At 70.2% G+C, this 16,994-nt stretch carries 11 protein-coding genes; 4 read left to right on the plus strand and 7 right to left on the minus strand.

Annotated features, from left to right (window positions below; all coding sequences use genetic code 11):
• Positions 1-19 precede the first annotated feature (19 nt).
• The 3 genes from ssuC to EA796_RS15795 all read left to right on the plus strand — a co-directional run bounded on the left by ssuC (position 20) and on the right by EA796_RS15795 (position 1,915).
• Positions 20-814, plus strand: coding sequence for an aliphatic sulfonate ABC transporter permease SsuC (gene ssuC / locus EA796_RS15785; RefSeq protein ID WP_122109291.1), 795 nt, complete (start codon positions 20-22; stop codon positions 812-814).
• Positions 811-1,611: an aliphatic sulfonates ABC transporter ATP-binding protein gene (gene ssuB / locus EA796_RS15790; protein ID WP_122109292.1), complete on the plus strand. Its 801-nt coding sequence runs from the start codon at positions 811-813 to the stop codon at positions 1,609-1,611. The genes ssuC and ssuB overlap by 4 nt, the downstream gene beginning before the upstream one ends.
• A gap of 88 nt (positions 1,612-1,699) precedes the next feature.
• Positions 1,700-1,915 (plus strand): molybdopterin-binding protein, encoded by a 216-nt coding sequence (locus EA796_RS15795; protein ID WP_003242436.1) that lies wholly within the window; start codon positions 1,700-1,702, stop codon positions 1,913-1,915.
• 20 nt (positions 1,916-1,935) lie between these two features.
• Here the strand turns inward: EA796_RS15795 and EA796_RS15800 are convergent, their stop codons facing one another.
• Genes EA796_RS15800 through dibA form a run of 7 tightly spaced genes read right to left on the minus strand, consistent with a single transcriptional unit; the run spans position 1,936 to position 15,610 of the window.
• A complete protein-coding gene (locus EA796_RS15800) occupies positions 1,936-3,597 on the minus strand; it encodes a diguanylate cyclase domain-containing protein (RefSeq protein WP_122109293.1) in 1,662 nt (553 codons plus the stop codon).
• Positions 3,590-3,976, minus strand: coding sequence for a response regulator (locus tag EA796_RS15805; protein ID WP_021445650.1), 387 nt, complete (start codon positions 3,974-3,976; stop codon positions 3,590-3,592). Before EA796_RS15805 ends, EA796_RS15800 begins: the two co-directional genes overlap by 8 nt.
• Positions 3,969-6,872: a CHASE domain-containing protein gene (locus EA796_RS15810; RefSeq protein ID WP_122109294.1), complete on the minus strand. Its 2,904-nt coding sequence runs from the start codon at positions 6,870-6,872 to the stop codon at positions 3,969-3,971. The genes EA796_RS15805 and EA796_RS15810 overlap by 8 nt, the downstream gene beginning before the upstream one ends.
• Complete coding sequence (locus EA796_RS15815) at positions 6,865-8,790, minus strand: ATP-binding protein (protein WP_122109295.1); 1,926 nt, start codon at positions 8,788-8,790, stop codon at positions 6,865-6,867. The genes EA796_RS15810 and EA796_RS15815 overlap by 8 nt, the downstream gene beginning before the upstream one ends.
• Positions 8,787-12,182: a PAS domain S-box protein gene (locus tag EA796_RS23580; RefSeq protein ID WP_122109296.1), complete on the minus strand. Its 3,396-nt coding sequence runs from the start codon at positions 12,180-12,182 to the stop codon at positions 8,787-8,789. The genes EA796_RS15815 and EA796_RS23580 overlap by 4 nt, the downstream gene beginning before the upstream one ends.
• A 9-nt stretch (positions 12,183-12,191) precedes the next feature.
• On the minus strand, positions 12,192-13,313 hold the full coding sequence (locus EA796_RS15825) for a response regulator (protein WP_122109297.1): 1,122 nt from the start codon (positions 13,311-13,313) through the stop codon (positions 12,192-12,194).
• 2 nt (positions 13,314-13,315) lie between these two features.
• Entirely contained in the window at positions 13,316-15,610 is a 2,295-nt protein-coding gene (gene dibA, locus EA796_RS15830; protein WP_122109298.1) for a phosphodiesterase DibA, read from the minus strand.
• A gap of 169 nt (positions 15,611-15,779) precedes the next feature.
• On the opposite strand from dibA, the gene desA reads away from it, so the two are divergent.
• Positions 15,780-16,970 carry a delta-9 fatty acid desaturase DesA gene (gene desA, locus EA796_RS15835; protein WP_021443335.1) on the plus strand — a complete coding sequence of 397 codons (1,191 nt, stop codon included), beginning with the start codon at positions 15,780-15,782 and terminating at the stop codon, positions 16,968-16,970.
• Positions 16,971-16,994: the final 24 nt, after the last annotated feature.

Genomic DNA, 16,994 nt, shown 5'->3' on the forward strand with positions numbered 1-16,994 from the left:
AGGATTCTTCGAGGCAACCATGAGCAACACGACCCTTAACACATTGGCCCTGCGCGCCGCGCCCTGGGCCTTGCCCCTGGGGCTGCTGGCCGCCTGGCAGCTGGCGGTGGCCAGCGGCTGGCTGTCCAGCCGCATCCTGCCGGCGCCCAGCGCGGTGCTCGCCGCCGGCTGGCAGCTGCTGGCCTCCGGCGAAATCTGGCAGCACCTGGCGATCAGCGGCCAGCGCGCCGGCATCGGCTTCGCCATCGGCGGCGGCATCGGCCTGCTGCTGGGCTTTATCACCGGCCTGTCGAAATGGGGCGAGCGCTTTCTCGACAGCTCGGTGCAGATGATCCGCAACGTGCCGCACCTGGCGCTGATCCCGCTGGTGATCCTGTGGTTCGGCATCGACGAGGCGGCCAAGGTGTTCCTGGTCGCGCTCGGCACCCTGTTCCCCATCTACCTCAACACCTACCACGGCATCCGCAACGTCGACCCGGCGCTGGTGGAGATGGCGCGCAGCTATGGCCTGTCCGGCTTCGCCCTGTTCCGCCAGGTGATCCTGCCCGGTGCGCTGCCCTCGATCCTGGTCGGCGTGCGCTTCGCCCTGGGCTTTATGTGGCTCACGCTGATCGTGGCGGAAACCATCTCCGCCAGCAGCGGCATCGGCTACCTGGCGATGAACGCCCGCGAGTTCCTGCAGACCGACGTGGTGGTGCTGGCGATCCTGCTTTATGCGCTGCTCGGCAAGCTGGCCGACGTCGCGGCCAGGGGCCTGGAGCGCGTGTGGCTGCGTTGGCACCCGGCCTACCAGGCCAAGGCAGGTGGGCAATGACCGCACTGCACAGCATTCGTCAGGGCATTCCCCTGGCGATCGAGAAGATCGAGAAATCCTTCGGCGAGCGCCGGGTGCTCAAGGGCATCGACCTGCATATCCCGGCCGGCCAGTTCGTCGCCGTGGTCGGCCGCAGTGGTTGCGGCAAGAGCACCTTGCTGCGCCTGCTGGCCGGGCTGGATCAGCCCAGCGGCGGCCAGTTGCTGGCCGGCAGCGGTGCGCTCAACGCGGTGCGCGAGGACATTCGCCTGATGTTCCAGGACGCCCGCCTGCTGCCCTGGAAGCGGGTGATCGACAACGTCGGTCTGGGCCTTTCCGGCAACTGGCGTCAGCAGGCCGAGGAAGCCCTGGACGCGGTCGGCCTGGCCGACCGCGCGGGTGAGTGGCCGGCGGCGCTGTCCGGTGGGCAGAAGCAGCGCGTGGCGCTGGCCCGGGCGCTGATCCATCGCCCGCGCCTGCTGCTGCTCGACGAGCCGCTGGGCGCGCTGGATGCGCTGACCCGCATCGAGATGCAGCAACTGATCGAGCGCCTGTGGCAGCAGCATGGCTTCACCGTGCTGCTGGTCACCCACGACGTCGCCGAGGCGGTGGCCGTGGCGGATCGGGTGATCCTGATCGAGGACGGCCAGATCGGCCTCGATCTGGATGTGCAACTGCTGCGTCCGCGCCCGCACGGCTCGCCGCTGCTGGCCGCGCTGGAAGCGCGCGTGCTCGACCGGGTACTGGCGCAGCCGGAGCTGCCGACGCCGCCCGACCCCCTATCACCCCTGCCCACGCAATTGCGCTGGGCGCTTTAAACCCGTAGCCCGGACTCTGTCCGGGGCGGCCCCAAGACTCCCCCGGATTCCATCCGGGCTACATCAGTCGACCATCAGGAGCAACACCATGACCATCAAAGCCATCAACGTGCGTAACCAGTTCAAGGGCAGCATCAAGGAAATCGTCATCGGCGACGTGCTGTCGGAGATCGACGTGCAGACCGCCGCCGGCATCGTCACCTCGGTGATCACCACCCGCTCGGTGCGCGAGCTGGAACTGCAGGTGGGCAGCGAGGTGATCGCCTTCGTCAAGTCCACCGAGGTGTCCATCGCCAAGCTCTGAGGGCCCGTGTCGGGCGCGGCTCATTCGGCCAGGCGCACCTGGTTGCGGCCGCCGTGCTTGGCCGCGTACAGCGCCTTGTCGGCGCGTTCGCGCAGTTGCTCGGCGTCGCTGTGCACGTCGGTGCCGGCGATGCCGGCGCTGAGGGTGCAGGAGAATTCGCCGCCCTCGGCGATAAAGCGCAGCTCGGCGAAGCGCTGGCGGATCTCGTCGAGGATCAGCCTGGCCTGCTCCGGCGGGCAGTCCGGCAGCACCGCGAGGAACTCCTCGCCGCCGTAGCGCCCCAGGCTGTCGATGCGCCGCAGGCGCTGGCGCAGCAAGTTGGCCAGGGCGCGGATGACGTTGTCGCCGGCGGCGTGGCCGTGGCTGTCGTTGACCCGCTTGAAGTGGTCGATGTCGAGCATCGCCACGCTGGCGCGGTCGCCGCTGCGCAGCGCGCGCTCCAGTTCGATGGCCACCTGTTCCTTGATGTCGCCGTGCTTGAGCAGGCCGGTCAGGCTGTCGCGGGCCAGGGCGTTGGACAGCAGGCGGGCGCGCTGGGCGCGGGAGAACACCGTGGCGACCAGGGCGTTGTCGGAAATGGGCTTGGTGACGAAGTCGTCGCCGGCCTTGATCAGGGCGCTCATCTGCTTGGCGATGTCGGTTTCCGCCGACAGGTAGATGATCGGGATGCGCAGCCAGTCGTCGTTGCAGCGGATGATCTGCGCCAGCTCCGGGCCGGTGCAGTCGGGCATGTTGACGTCGAGCAGCACCACCTCGGGGTTGAAGTCGCGCAGGTGGGCGAAGATCTGCGCCGGCTCGCGCAGCACCTCCACCAGCATGCCGGCGCCGCGCAGCACCAGGCTGTAGCGGCTGGCCAGGTCCTGGTCGTCGTCGACGATCAGCACCCGGTAGGGCTCGCCGTGCTGCTGGGCGAAGCAGCGCTCCAGGCGGCTCTCCAGCTGCGGGATGTCCACCGGCTTGGCGAAGAAGCCCAGAGCGCCGGCGCGCACTGCCTGCAGCTGGGTGGCGAAGTCGTCCTGCTGGGTCAGCACCAGCAGCGGCAGCGGCGCGTCCAGGCGCTGCTGCAGGTGCGCGGCGTAGTCCAGGCCACTGCAGCTTTCCCCGGGCAGGTTGACGTCGACGATCAGCGCATCCGGCAGGTGCTGCTGCAGGGCGGCGTCGAGGCCGGCGATGGAGTTGAAGTGCTCGGCCCGGTAGCCGAAGTTGTTCAGCGTCAGGCGCATGCTTTCGCCTGCCGCGGCCTCTTCCTCGAGGATGTAGATGTACCGGCTGCCGTCATCGCTGCGCACCGCCTTGCGCGTCGGGCGCGGCGCTTCGCCGACGGCGGTCGCGGCCAGCGGCTGGCTGCCCAGCTGCTGCAGCGCCGCGACGAACTCGCCGAGGCCCTGCTGCTGGCGCTGCAGGCGTTCCAGCCAGCGCTCGGCCTGCTGCTCCAGCTCGCGCGCCTGCTGGCCGAGCTGGACGAAACCGAAGGTGCCGGCGCTGCCGGCCAGGCGGTGCAGCTGGTCGCGCAGGGCCTGCAGCAGGCGCTGGCGCTCGTTGCCGGCGGCGTCGAGCAACTGTCCGGCCTGCTGCGCCAGTTGCGGCAGCTCCTGGCGCAGGCGCTCGGCGAATTGCTGGCCGAGCTGCTGCAGGTGCTGCTGCAGGGCCTGCGGAATGACGTTGCCTTCGTGCTTATCCATGGCGCTGGCTCCAGATCTGGCGCACCTGGGCGGCGAGCTGCATGGGGTCGAAGGGTTTCACTATCACGTCGCGCGCGCCCAGGCTGCGGTAATGCGCCACTTCGCCGGGCTGCACCTTGGCGGTCATGAAGGCCACCGGGATCTCGCCGATGTCGACCAGCGCGCGCAGCCGCTCCAGGGTCTGCGGGCCGTCCATGCCGGGCATCATCACGTCGAGCAGGATGAAGTCGGGGGCGAAGCCCTGTACCTGGTCGAGGGCCTCCTGACCGCTGGCGCAGCTGAGCACCTGGAAGCCGCCGACGGCCTCCAGGGCGACCTTGGCCACGGCCTGGATCGACGGGTCGTCCTCGACGTGGAGGATGCGCTTGAGTTCAGTCATGGCCGGTCTCCTTGGCGGGTAGCAGGCGGGTGAGCAGCTGCAGCAAGTGTTGTCCATCGTTGCGCGATTTGGCCAGCGCGGCGCGTACCTTGGCCAGCTGGGCGCCATCCAGCTCGCTGGCCGAGAGCACCACCACCGGCAGTTGCGGCTGGCTGCGGCGCAGTTCCTCGACCAGCTCCAGACCGTTGCCGTCGGGCAGGCCGAGGTCGAGCAGGACCAGGTCGAAGGGTGGGCCGGCGAGCAGGCGGCGGGCCTGGGCGAGGTTCTCGGCGGCGACGAACTCGGCCAGTTCGCGGCCCTGTTCGGCGACCACCTGGCGCAGGTCGTGGTCGTCCTCGACGTGCAACACCCGCGGTCTTTCCGGCAGGCCGCGCAGGGCGCGCGCCAGGCTGTCGAGCAGGCGCTGCGGGTCGATCGGCTTGCTCAGCCAGTCCAGCGCCGGCACGCCGCCGCCGAGTGCCAGGCGGCCCTGTTCGCAGGCGGCCGAGACTACCAGGATCGGCAGCTCGCGGTAGCGCGCATCGGCGCGCAGCTCGCGCACCAGCTGCAGGCCGTCGCCGTCCGGCAGCTTGAGGTCGAGGCTGATCGCCGCCGGACGCTCGGCGGCCAGGGCGCGGCGTGCCTCGGCCAGGCTGTGCGCCAGGCGCACGCGGTAGCCGGCATGCTCCAGCAGCTGACGCAGCAGCGCGGCGATGTCCGGTTCGTCCTCGACCACCAGCAGGCCGGGATGCGCGCCATCGGTGGCCGCTGTAGGCGGATCGGCGAGCAGGGCCAGCTCGAACCAGAAGCTGGCACCCTGGCCCTCGACGGAGTCGAAGCCGATCTGCCCGCCCATGCGCTCGATCAGCTCCTTGCTGATCGCCAGGCCGAGGCCGGTACCGCCCTTCTTGCGGCTGTCGCTGGCGTCGGCCTGGGAGAACTTGGCGAAGACGCGCTCGCGGAAGGCCGCGGCGATGCCCGGGCCGCTGTCGCTGACCGCAACCCGTACCCGCGCGCCGCGGCGCTCGGCGTGCAGCAGCACCTCGGCGCCGGGCGGCGAGTACTTCACCGCGTTGGAGAGGAAGTTGGCCAGCACCTGCTGCAGGCGCATGGCGTCGACCCGCACCCGCAGCGGCGGGCACTCGGCCAGGCGCAGCTGCACCTGGTGCTGGGCGGCATAGGCCTGGTTGCTGGCCAGGGCCTCCGCCAGCTGCTCGTCGAGCGCGCAGGGCTGCAGGTCGAACTGCATCTTGCCGGCTTCCAGCTTGTCCATGTCCAGCAGGTCGTTGATCAGGTGGCTGAGGCGCTGGCTGTTGGCCTGGGCGATGCCGAGCATCTGCTGCATGCCCGCCGGCACCGCGCCGAGGGCGCCGCCGTTGATCAGGCCGAGCGAGCCGGCGATGGCGGTCAGCGGGGTGCGCAGCTCGTGGCTGACGGTGGAGACGAACTCGCTTTTCAGCCGTTCGATGCGCTTGGCCTCGCTCTGGTCCATGGTGGTACCGGTGATGCGCAGCGGATAGCCGTCGGCACCGCGCTGGATATAGCCGCGCAACAGCACCGGCAGCGGCGTGCCGTCGACGCACAGCAGGCGGCAGTCGATGGTGAAGTAGGTGGCACCCTGGCGCAGCGCCTGCATCAGGCTGGTACGCGCCGCCGCCAGGTCGTCCGGGTGCACCAGGCGCTCCCAGCCCAGCGGGTCGTCGGCGAAGCCAGGCGGGCCCTGTTCGGGGTGGCCGAGCATCTGCCAGCCGCGCGCCGAGGCGAAGAAGCTGCCGGCCTTGAGGTCGATGTCCCACCAGCCGTCGTTGCTCCCCTTGAGCGCCAGGGCCAGGCGTTCCTCGCTCAGGCGCAGCTGCTCGGTGATGCGGTCGGCCAGTTGCTGCACCTGCGCGCGGCGCTGGCTGAGGCTGCTGACCAGGAAGAACAGCAGCAGGCCGATGCAGCCGCCGAGCGCCAGCAGCGAGCTCTCGCCGCGGTGGGCGTCGGCGAGAAAGCCCGGGGCATGGTGAAAGTGCAGGCGCCAGCTTTGGCCGAACAGCTCCAGCTGGCGCTGGGCGGCGGCCGGTGTGCTGGCCGGGGTATCGCCGCGGCTGCTGTAGAGCAGCTCGCCGGCCGCGGCGGCGGGGCTGGCGTAGAGCTCGAAGTCCAGCTCGCGCTGGCGGCCGCCGAGGATGCCGTGCATCAGGTCGTGCACCCGGTAGGGGCTGTAGGCGAAGCCGCGCAGGGCGGCCAGGCGTTGCTCGGGGCTGTCCAGCGGCTGCCCCGGCCAGTACACCGGCACGTACAGCAGCAGGCCCGGCTGCACCCGGCCGTGGGTTTCCTGAACCAGGGTGACCCGCCCGGACAGGCGGCTCTGGCCGCTGCGCGCGGCATCCAGCATGGCGGCCCGGCGCACCGGCTCAGACAGCATGTCGAAGCCGAAGGCGACCAGGTTGCGCCCGGCGAACGGCTCGATATAGCGGATGGCGCTGTACAGCGGGCGCTGGCCGAACGGGCGCACGCGGAAGTTGATAAAGCCCTCGGTGCGCAGCGCGGTTTCGAAGGCGGGCAACTGCTCGGCGCGCAGCACCTGGCTGAAACCCAGGCCCTGGATGCCCGGGTAGCGCTCGCCCAGGCGCAGGCGCTCGGCATAGCGACGCCAATCGTCGCGGCTGACCTCGTCGCTGGTGTCGAGCAAGGCGGCGGCGCCGAGCAGGATGCTTTCCTGATTCTGCATGCGCTGGACTATGGCTTCGCTCAGCTCGTCGGCGAGCAGCTCGAGCTGGCGCGCGGCCGCTTCGCTCTGGCTCTGGCGCAGGTTGTGCCAGGCCAGCAGCGTGGCGCCGAGGGCCAGCGCCAGCACGCCCCAGGCCAGCAGATTGGCGCGGCCGAACAGCTGGCCGAGCAGTTGCAGACGCAGCCCGTTGGCGTTACTCATGGCTGCCCCCAGCCAGCGGCAGGTCGATCCAGAAGGTGCTGCCCTGGCCCGGCGTCGAGTCGAAGCCGATCTGCCCGCCCATGCGTTCGACCAGCTCCTTGCTGATCGCCAGACCGAGGCCGGTGCCGCCCTGCTGGCGGGTGTCGCCGGCATCGGCCTGGGCGAACTTGCTGAAGATGCGCGGCTGGAAGCTCTCGGCGATGCCCTGGCCATGGTCGCGCACGCTGATCCGCACCCAGCCCTGACGCGGCGCGGCACTCAGCTCCACACGTTGGCCGGCGGCGGAGAACTTGGCGGCGTTGGCCAGCAGGTTGGCCAGCACCTGCTCCAGGCGCTGGGCATCGGCCAGCACCTGGCAGTCGGCGCCGGGCAGCAGGCGCAGCTGCACCCGATGGTGCTCGGCATAGGGCTGGTTGCTCTGCAGCGCCTGCGCCAGCAGCGCGCGCAGGGCCAGCGGCTGCAGCTCGAGGCGCATCTTGCCGGCGACCAGCTTGTCGATGTCGAGCAAATCGTCGATCAGCTTGCGCAGGCGCTGGCTGTTGCTCTGGGCGATCTCCAGCATCTGCCGCATGGCCTCCGGCACCGCGCCAAGGGCGCCGCCGTTGATCAGGCCGAGCGAGCCGGCGATGGCGGTCAGCGGGGTGCGTAGCTCGTGGCTGACGGTGGAGACGAACTCGTTCTGCAGCTGCTCGCCGCGCTTGCGTTCGCTGATGTCGCTGATGAAACCGTGCCAGAGGACGTCGCCGCCGGGCAGGCGCTGCGGCGCGGCGCGCCCCTCGACCCACAGCGGGCCGTGCAGCGGGTGCAGCACGCGGTATTCCTGGTGCCAGGTGCTCAGGTCTTGCGCCGAGCGGGCGATGGCCGCGCGCACCTGCGGCGCGTCGTCCGGGTGCAGGCGGGCGAGGGCCGGCGCGGCGTCCTCGGCGACCTCCTCGGGGGCGCAGCCGTAGATATCCAGGATGCCGGCGCTGGCATAGGGAAAGCAGCTGCTGCCGTCGGCGCGCAGCAGGTACTGGTAGACCATTCCCGGCAGCTGCGCGGCGATGCGCTGCAGGCGCAGGCGCGCCTCGTCGCGCTGGCTGAGGTCGTTGGCCACCAGCAGGTAGCCTTGCAGCGCCTGCTCCTCGGCGCGGATCGGCGACAGGTTCAGGCGTACCGGCAGGCTCTGCCCGCCGCGTGTGCGCAGGCGCCCCTCGGCGCTCTGCGGGCCGTTGGCGCAGGCGGCGCAGAGGCGCTCGAACTGGCCGGCCTCGACCAGCAGGCGCGGCATGTGCTGGCCGCTCAGGGCCGCGGCCGAATGCTCCAGCAGCTGCTGCGCCTCGGGGTTGCTGCGCAGCACCCGGCCCTGCGGGTCGAGCACCAGCACCGCGCTGCCGGCGTTGTCCAGCATGGCCTGGTGCATGGCGCTCTGCTCGGCCTGGCGGCGCGCCTGCAGGCGCAGCTCGAACAGCTCGCCGGTGAGTCGCGCCAGGTGCTGCAGCTGCTGGCGCTGGTGCGCATCGAGGTGGCGCGGCTGGCGGTCGATCACGCACAGGGTGCCGAGGGCCAGGCCGTGGCGGTCGTGCAGCGGCATGCCGGCGTAGAAGCGGATATGCGGCGCGGCGGTGACCAGCGGATTGTCGCGAAAGCGCGCATCCTCCAGGGCGTTGTCCACTTCCAGCGGCGCGTCGGCGGCCACGGCGTGGGCGCAGAAGGCCAGTTCGCGCGCGGTCTGCTCGGTGTCCAGGCCGACCCGGCTCTTGAACCACTGGCGCTCGGCGTCGATCAGCGAGATCAGCGCGATGGGGGTGGCGCAGATCTGCGCGGCCAGCGCGGTGATGTGGTCGAACAGCGTCTCGGCCGGGGTGTCGAGCAGCTCCAGGGCCTGCAGCGCGGCCAGCCGCTGCTGCTCGTTGTGGGGTATCGGCGCTTGGCTCATGTCTCGCTCCCGGTGATGGGCAGTTCGAACCAGAAACAGGCGCCCCGGCCTTCGCGCGAGTCGAAGCCGATATGCCCGCCCATGCGTTCGACGATTTCCTTGCAGATTGCCAGGCCCAGGCCGGTGCCGCCCATTTGCCGGGTGTCGCCGGCGTCGGCCTGGGAGAACTTGCTGAAGATGCGCGGCTTGAAGGCGTCGGGGATGCCCGGGCCGTGGTCGGTGACGGCGACCCGCAGCACCTCGGCGCAGCGCTGCAGGCGCACCTCGACCTGGCCGCCCGGCGGCGAGAACTTCGCCGCGTTGGACAGCAGGTTGGCCATCACCTGGGCCAGGCGCTGGGCGTCGACGCGTACCGCCGCGTCGCCTTCGACCTGCAGCCGCAGGCGTACCCGGTGCTGGTCGGCGTAGGGCTGGTTGTGCAGCAGCGCCTGCTCCAGCAGCGGCTGCAGCGGTTGCGCCTGCAGCTCGAAGTGCATCTTGCCGGCCACCAGCTTGTCCATGTCGAGCAGGTCGTTGATCAGCTCGTTGAGGCGCTGGCTGTTGCTCTGCGCGATGGCCAGCATCTGCTGCATGGTGTCCGGCACCGCGCCGAGGGCGCCGCCGTTGATCAGGCCGAGCGAGCCGGCGATGGCGGTCAGCGGGGTGCGCAGTTCGTGACTGACGGTGGAGACGAATTCGTTCTTCATCTGCTCGATGCGCTTGCGCTCGGCGATGTCGCGGATCACCGCGATGAAGCGGCGCTGGCCCTGGTGGCTGATCTGCGACACCGCCAGCTCCATGGCGAAGCGCTCGCCGCTGCGCCGCAGGCCCTCCAGCTCGCGGCTCTGGCCGACCACCCAGGCCTCGCCGGTACGCAGGTAGCGCTGGATGTAGCCGTCGTGGGCGCTGCGGTAGGGCTCGGGCATCAGCAGGCTGACGTTACACCCGGCCACCTCGGCGTGGCGGTAGCCGAAGATGTGCTCGGCGGCGTGGTTGAAGGTCTCGATGCGGCCCGCCTCGTCGATGGTGACGATGGCGTCGATGACGTTGTCGAGCAGGGTGCGCAGGTAGTGCTCGCGCTCGCGTACCGCGCGTTCGGCGGCGACGCGGTCGCTGAAGTCCTGGATCTGCGCGACGAAGTGCACCGGCCGGCCCTCGCCGTCGCGCACCAGCGACACGCTGAGCAGCACCCAGAGCACCTGACCCTGCTTGTCCAGGTAGCGCTTCTCCATCTGGTAGGCATTGATCCGTCCGGCCAGCAGGTCTTGGGCGTTCTCCAGGTCGGCCTCGAGGTCCTCGGGATGGGTCACGGACTGGTAGGAGGTGGCCAGCAGTTCCTCGCGCGGGTAGCCGAGCATCTGGCACAGCGCGTCATTGACCTCCAGCCAGCGGCCGTCCGGGGCGACCAGGGCCATGCCCTGCGGTGCGGTGGTGAAGGCATTGCGAAAGCGCTGCTGACTCAGGCGCAGCTCGTCCTCGATGGCCTGGCGCTCGCTGATGTCCCAGAGGAAGCCGTCGACCCACAGCAGCCGGCCCTGGCTGTCGTACTCGCCGCGGCCCTTCTCGCGCACCCAGACGTTGTGGCCGTCGGCGTGGCGCAGGCGGTAGGTCAGTTCGAAGATTTCCTGGCGCTCGATGGCCTCGCCGGCGCGGTAGGTGATGGCCAGGTCGTCGGGATGGACGATGCTGGAGAAGCTGCGCACGCGGTTGTCGATGAAGTCGCTGGGCGGGTAGCCGCTGAGGCTGAGGATCTCCTCGCTGACGTAGCGCATGCTCCAGTCGGCGTCGTTGGCGCAGCGGTAGACCACCCCGGGCAGGTTGGCGACCAGGCCGCGGAAGCGGCTCTCGCTCTTCTGCAGCGCGCGGGTGGCCTGCTGCAGTTCGCCGATGTCGCTGGCGATGCCGAGGAAGCCGGTGATCCGGCCGCTGCCGTCGAACATGGCGCTGACGGTCAGGTTGACCGGGCGCAGGCTGCCGTCCTGGCAGCGGTAGGTCCATTGGCGGGTTTCCGGCTCGCCGCCGCGGGCGTTGTGCACGAACACCTCGAAACCTTCGACGGGGCGGCCGGCCTGCGCGCTCAGTTCGGCGGCGCGCGCCTGAATTTCTTCCTCGAGGTGAATAAGCGCAGGCGTGTGCTTGCCGATCATCTGCGCGGCGCTATAGCCGAGCAGGCGTTCGGCGCCGGAATTGAACAGGTTGATGCGGCCCTGCGGATCGGTGGCGATGATCGACACCCCGGTGGCCGAATCGAGCAGCGCCTGCAGGTAGGCGCGCGCCTCGCGCACCGCCGCCTGCTGGCGCTGCATCAGGCGCTGGGTGCTGCGCTTGGTGGTGCGCAGCAGCACCAGCAGCAGGGCCTCGGCGCCGCACCAGGCGAGCAGCCACTTAACCACCAGCCAGCGCTTGTCGCTGCGGTGCAGGTCGAACTGCTCGCTGACGTCGCGCCACACCAGGGCCACGGCCTGCGGCGCGGCGGTCGGGTCGTGCCGCTGGCGGTAGCTGGTCAGGACGATCTGGTTGAGCAGGTAGTGGCGTTCGCCGTCGGCCAGCAGGCGCACCGCATCGCCGGCGGCCGGCGGCGGCAGCGCCTGCTGGCGTTGCCAGGTCCGCACCTGCGGCCGCGAAGCGCCCATCAGCCGCCAGCGCTGCGGGTCGCTGGCCAGGCTGCGCAGCTCCTCGCCGCTGTCGGTGCCCAGCAGCAGCTCCTCGCGCAGCAGCAGGGCGACGCCGCTGCCGAGGTCGCGGTCGAGCTGGGCGAGGTCGTCGAGCACGCCCATGGCCACCTCGATGGCGCCGACCTGCAGCGGCGTGTCTGCGCCCTCGACCAGCAGCGGGGCGATGGCGCGCATGCCGATGCTGCCGCGGCTCAGGCCCAGGCCGGCCTGGCTGGTGGCGCTGCGCAGCGCTTCCAGCACCATCGGCCGCCAGCCGATCTGCAGGTCGCCGAAATGTTCGGGTTCGTGCACCCGCAGCAGCACCTTGATGTCCGGCGCCAGGTGCACGTAGAGGCGAAACGCCTGGTGCGCCTGCAGGTTGCGCCAGCGCGGCGCCAGGCGGGTGTAGAGCTGGCTGCGGATACTGGCCAGGGCGTCCAGTTCGGTGGCCGGCAGGGCGTGGGCCTGGCGCACCAGCTCCACCACCCAGGCGTCGGCGGCGATGGTTTCGGCGAGCAGCTGGGCGCGTTCCTGCAGGCCGTGCTGGGTGCTGTGCAGGGCCATGCGCTGGACTTCCGCCTGCTTGTTCATCTGCAGTTGCCAGAGGGTCTCGCGCTCGTCCAGCGCCTGGCGCCCGAGAAAGGCGAAGAACAGCGCCAGGCACAGGCTGCCGCCGATCACTACCCAGCGGCTGGCGTCCCAGTGGCTGGCATTCCAGCGGCTGGCAAGCCGGTGGCGGAGCAGGGCCAGGCGTCTCATCCGCACGGCTCAGGCCAGCCCGGCGAGGCGGCGCAGGCGTTGCAGTTCCTGGTCGTCGGCGCCCTGCAGTTCGGCGCTGGCCAGGCGCATCAGGATCGGCTCGCGGCGGGTGTTGCCGGGCGCCAGGCCGTAGCAGGCGCCGATCAGCTCGCGCAGCGCTATGGGCAGGCGCCAGTGCGCCTTGAGCCGGTTGGCCAGTTCGCCGCTGTGCTGGCGCAGCGCCTGCTGCAGCTGTTCGTCGCTCAGCGCCAGGTCGCGCTGGCGCCACAGTTGCGCCTGCTGCAGCACGGCCAGCTCACCCATGCGCTGCAGCAGGGCGGCGCTTTGCAGCGGCGCCGGGGCGAGGCGGCAGGCGCCGGCCAGTTCGCCGACGCGCTGGTGCAGGTGCAGCAGCGCCTGCACCTGGGCCTGGCCGAGGGCCTGGAGCGCGGCGTCCTGCAGGCGCGCCGCCGGGCGCAGCGCCAGGCCCTGGATCAGATTCAGCGCGGTGGCCGTACCGAGGCGCTGGACGGCTTCTGGCAGGCTGATACAGGGCTGCCCGGCGCTGTTGTAGACGGTGCTGTTGGCCGCGGCGATCAGCCGCGCCTGCACCGCCGGGTCCTGCTGCCAGTGCTCGCCGAGCTGCTGCAGGCTGCTCGGCGCGCCTGCGGCGCCGTGCAGCTGCTGGTACAGCTCGTCGCGCAGCGGCAGGTCGAGGGCCTCGGCCGGCAGCTCGCCGAGGTGGCGAACGAAGTCGTCGTCGCTGTGTGACGCCGCCGGCGCGGCGTCGTCGGCGGGCAGCAGGCGCTGCAGGCAGTCGAGCACCTTGGGCACCTGGAACGGCTTGCTGATAAAGGCGCTGATGCCCAGCGGACGCACTTCCAGCACGCTGTCGCGGTCGGCGCGCGAGGTCACCATCAGCAGTGGCACCGCGCGGTCGCTGCGGCGCACCGCCTCGAGCAGACGGGTGCCGCTGCCGTCGGGCAGGTTCCAGTCGCAGATCACCAGCTGCGCCGCCTCCTGCTGCCAGGCGGCGAGGGCGTCGGCGACCCGCGTGCGGCAGTCGACCCGCGCCCCCGGGCGCAGGCTGAGGACGATCTGCCTGAGCAGGTCGGCGATCCAGGGATCGTCTTCGAGGATCAGCACGCGCATGTTCAGTCTCCCGTGCTGGCCCGCTCAGCCTGGGTGGCTTCGGGCACGCCGATGGGCTGGCTGGGCACCGGCTGCGGGCGGCCGAAATGGTAGCCCTGGCCGTAGTGGCAGCCGAGTTCTCGGAGGAAATCGGCCTGCGCGGCCTGCTCGATGCCTTCGGCCAGCACCTTGATCCCCAGGCTGTGGCCGAGGGCGATCACCGCGCGGGCGATGGCGGCGTCCTCGGCGTCGTCGGGCAGGCCGCGGACGAAGCTCTGGTCGAGCTTGAGCTTGTCCACCGGCAGGCGCTTGAGGCGCGCCAGCGAGCTGTAGCCGGTGCCGAAGTCGTCGATGGCCAGGCGCACGCCGAGCCCGCGCAGGCGGGTGAGCAGCAGCAGGGCGGCGTCGGGGTCTTCCATGATCGCGCTCTCGGTCACTTCCAACTCCAGTTGCGCCGGCGCCAGGCCGGTGTCGGCCAGCACCTGGGCGACGCGCTGCTCCAGTTCGCCGCGGCCGAACAGACGGCTGGAGACGTTCACCGCGACGAAGCGCAGCGCGCTGCCGGCGGCGTGCCAGCGCACCATCTGGCGACAGGCCTGCTCCAGCACCCAGGCGTCGATGGCGCCGATCAGGCCGTTGTCCTCGGCGATCGGGATGAACTCGGCGGGCGACACCAGGCCGCGCTGCGGGTGCTGCCAGCGCACCAGCGCCTCCATGCCGACCGCGCTGCCGTCCTGCAAATCGTGCAGCGGCTGGTAGTAAACGCGCAGCTCCTGGTTGTCGAGGGCGTGGCGCAGGCTGCTGGCCAGCTCCACGCGCTGGCGGGCGTAGTCGGTCAGCTCCTGGACGTAGAAGGCGTAGCCCTCGCGGCCGCTGCTTTTGGCCTTGAACAGCGCCGAGTCGGCGTTGCGCAGCACCTGTTCGACGCTGGCGGCGTCGTCCGGGAACAGGCTGATGCCGATGCTGGCGCCGATGTACAGCTCGTGGCCGTGCAGGCGGAACGGCGCATCCAGGCAGCGCAGCAGGCGCTGCGCCAGCTCCGCGGCCTGGGTCGCCTCGGCGCAGTGCTCGCAGAGCAGGCCGAACTCGTCGCCGCCCAGGCGCGCCAGGGTGCTGCCGGCCGGCACCGCCGCCAGCAGGCGCTCGCCGACCTCCTTGAGCAGCAGGTCGCCGACGTTGTGGCCGAGGCTTTCGTTGATGTGCTTGAAGTGGTCCAGGTCGATCAGCAGCACCGCGCCGCACAGCTGTTCGCCGGCGCTGCGCTCCAGGGCATGGGCGACCCGCTCGGTGAACAGCAGGCGGTTGGGCAGGTTGCTCAGCGGGTCGTGGTGGGCCAGGTAGTCCAGCTCGCGCTGCGAGCGCTTGAGCGCGGTGATGTCGGAAAACACCGCGACATAGTGGCTGATGCGCCCCTGCTCGTCGTGGATGACGCGGATGCACTGCCACTGCGGGTAGATCTCGCCGCTCTTGCGCCGGTTCCACACCTCGCCGCTCCAGGCGCCGCGGCTCTGCAGGGCGTGCCACAGGCTGTGGTAGAAGGCCGCGTCGTGACGGCCGGACTTGAGCAGGCTGGGCTGCTGGCCGAGGATTTCCTCGGCGGCGTAGCCGGTGATGCGGCTGAACGCCGGGTTGACGTGGACGATGCGCTGCTCGGGGTCGGTGACCAGCACGCCTTCCTGGGTGGCGTCGAACACCGCGGCGGCCTGGCGCAGGCTGTCCTCGTCGGCGCGGCGCTGGGTGATGTCGCTGGCCACGCCGATGAAGCGCTGCGGCTGACCGGCCTCGTCGCGCAGCAGGCGGCCGCGCGAGTGCAGCCAGCGGTAGCTGCCGTCGGCGTGGCGCATGCGGTAGATGTTCTCGTACTGCGCGCCGCTCATTTCCGCGTCGAGCGCCTGCAGCGCGCGTTCGCTATCCTCCGGGTGCAGGCGCGCGACCCAGGCCTCGCGGGTATCGCCGAGGGCCTGCGGGGTGAGGCCTAGCAGGGCGGCGTAGCCGTCGGAGAAGAACACCCGCTGGCTGGCGAAGTCCCAGTCCCACAGGCCGTCGCGGGTGGCGTCCAGGGCCAGGCGCAGGCGTTCCTCGTTGTCCGCCAGCTGCAGCCGCGCGCGCCGATGGTGCCGGGCGTGGCGCTGCAGCACCAGGTACAGCAGGGCGCCGGTGAGGGCGACGAACAGCAGACCCTTGAACGACTGCAGGTGGTCCTGCTGGGCCGCGGACAGGCCGAGGGCGGCCAGCAGCTGGTCGCTGAGGAGAATCCACGAGGCGGCGAGCAGCAGATAGCCCAGGGTCAGGCGCAAGGCGGCGGTGTCGATACGCATGGGCAAGCGGCTACGCTCCCTGTAAATGCTGGGCAGTATAGATGCCTTAGAGGCTGAAACATTCTTATCTAAAAGACCAACTGGTTTTCTGCCTTGGGTCAGGGATAATGCGCCCAGGCTCGTCCTTGTAGGACAGGCCGCGTTTTCCTTTCAAGAGGCAACAGTGTCCATGTGGTACAACGGTTTACTCGACCTGTCGGTCTGGCAGCTGGTGGCTGCGACCCTGCTGATGACGCACGTGACCATCGTCAGCGTCACCGTCTATCTGCACCGCTACTCCGCGCACCGTGCACTGGAACTGCACCCGGCGCTCAAGCATTTCTTCCGCTTCTGGCTGTGGCTGACCACTGGCCAGAACACCCGCGAGTGGACCGCCATCCACCGCAAGCACCACGCCAAGTGCGAAACCGTCGACGACCCCCACAGCCCGGTGGTCAAGGGCCTGGGCACCGTGCTGCGCAAGGGCGCCGAACTCTATCAGGAAGAGGCGAAGAACCAGGAAACCCTGCGCATCTACGGCAAGAACTGCCCGGATGACTGGATCGAACGCAATGTTTATAGCCGCTATCCGATTGGCGGCGTGACGCTGATGGCGATCATCGACCTGGCCCTGTTCGGCGTGCTCGGCATCACCGTCTGGGCGATCCAGATGATGTGGATTCCGGTGTGGGCCGCCGGCGTCATCAATGGCCTCGGCCATGCCGTCGGCTACCGCAATTTCGAGTGCCGCGACGCCGCCACCAACTTGGTGCCCTGGGGCATCCTGATCGGCGGCGAGGAGCTGCACAACAACCACCACACCTACCCCAACAGCGCCAAACTGTCGGTGAAGAAGTGGGAATTCGACATGGGCTGGGCCTGGATCAAGCTGTTCAGCTTCCTCGGCCTGGCCCAGGTGCAGCGCGTCGCGCCCATCGCCCACCGGGTCGAGGGCAAGCGCAGCCTGGACATGGACACCGCCATGGCCATCCTCAACAACCGCTTCCAGATCATGGCGCAGTACCGCAAGCTGGTGATCGCGCCGCTGGTCAAGCAGGAAGTGGCCAAGGCCGACGAGTCGGTGCGCCACCTGTTCCGCCGCGCCAAGCGCCTGCTGTCGCGCGAGCCGAGCCTGCTGGAAGAGCAGCACCAGGCACGCATCAGCGAGCTGCTGGCGCAGAGCCAGGCGCTCAAGGTGATCTACGAGAAGCGCCTGGCGCTGCAACAGATCTGGGTCAAGACCAGCAGCAACGGCCACGACATGCTCGAGGCGATGAAGCAGTGGGTGCACGAGGCCGAGGCCAGCGGCATCCAGTCGCTGCGCGAGTTCGCCGAGCAGCTCAAGACCTACTCGCTGCGCCCTGCCGCAACCGCTGCCTGATCGCCGCGCGTTTCCTGCAAAGGC

It is taken from the genome of Pseudomonas sp. AOB-7 (genome assembly GCF_003696305.1).
Lineage (GTDB): Bacteria > Pseudomonadota > Gammaproteobacteria > Pseudomonadales > Pseudomonadaceae > Aquipseudomonas.

Excerpts from the sequence above, each read along its gene's own strand:
- ssuB (WP_122109292.1), top strand. The coding sequence starts at position 811 with ATGACCGCACTGCACAGCATTCGTCAGGGCATTCCCCTGGCGATCGAG.
- ssuC (WP_122109291.1), top strand. The coding sequence starts at position 20 with ATGAGCAACACGACCCTTAACACATTGGCCCTGCGCGCCGCGCCCTGG.
- EA796_RS15810 (WP_122109294.1), bottom strand. The coding sequence starts at position 6,872 with ATGAGTAACGCCAACGGGCTGCGTCTGCAACTGCTCGGCCAGCTGTTC.
- EA796_RS15805 (WP_021445650.1), bottom strand. The coding sequence starts at position 3,976 with ATGACTGAACTCAAGCGCATCCTCCACGTCGAGGACGACCCGTCGATC.
- EA796_RS23580 (WP_122109296.1), bottom strand. The coding sequence starts at position 12,182 with ATGAGACGCCTGGCCCTGCTCCGCCACCGGCTTGCCAGCCGCTGGAAT.
- EA796_RS15800 (WP_122109293.1), bottom strand. The coding sequence starts at position 3,597 with ATGGATAAGCACGAAGGCAACGTCATTCCGCAGGCCCTGCAGCAGCAC.
- desA (WP_021443335.1), top strand. The coding sequence starts at position 15,780 with ATGTGGTACAACGGTTTACTCGACCTGTCGGTCTGGCAGCTGGTGGCT.
- EA796_RS15795 (WP_003242436.1), top strand. The coding sequence starts at position 1,700 with ATGACCATCAAAGCCATCAACGTGCGTAACCAGTTCAAGGGCAGCATC.
- EA796_RS15815 (WP_122109295.1), bottom strand. The coding sequence starts at position 8,790 with ATGAGCCAAGCGCCGATACCCCACAACGAGCAGCAGCGGCTGGCCGCG.
- EA796_RS15825 (WP_122109297.1), bottom strand. The coding sequence starts at position 13,313 with ATGCGCGTGCTGATCCTCGAAGACGATCCCTGGATCGCCGACCTGCTC.
- dibA (WP_122109298.1), bottom strand. The coding sequence starts at position 15,610 with ATGCGTATCGACACCGCCGCCTTGCGCCTGACCCTGGGCTATCTGCTG.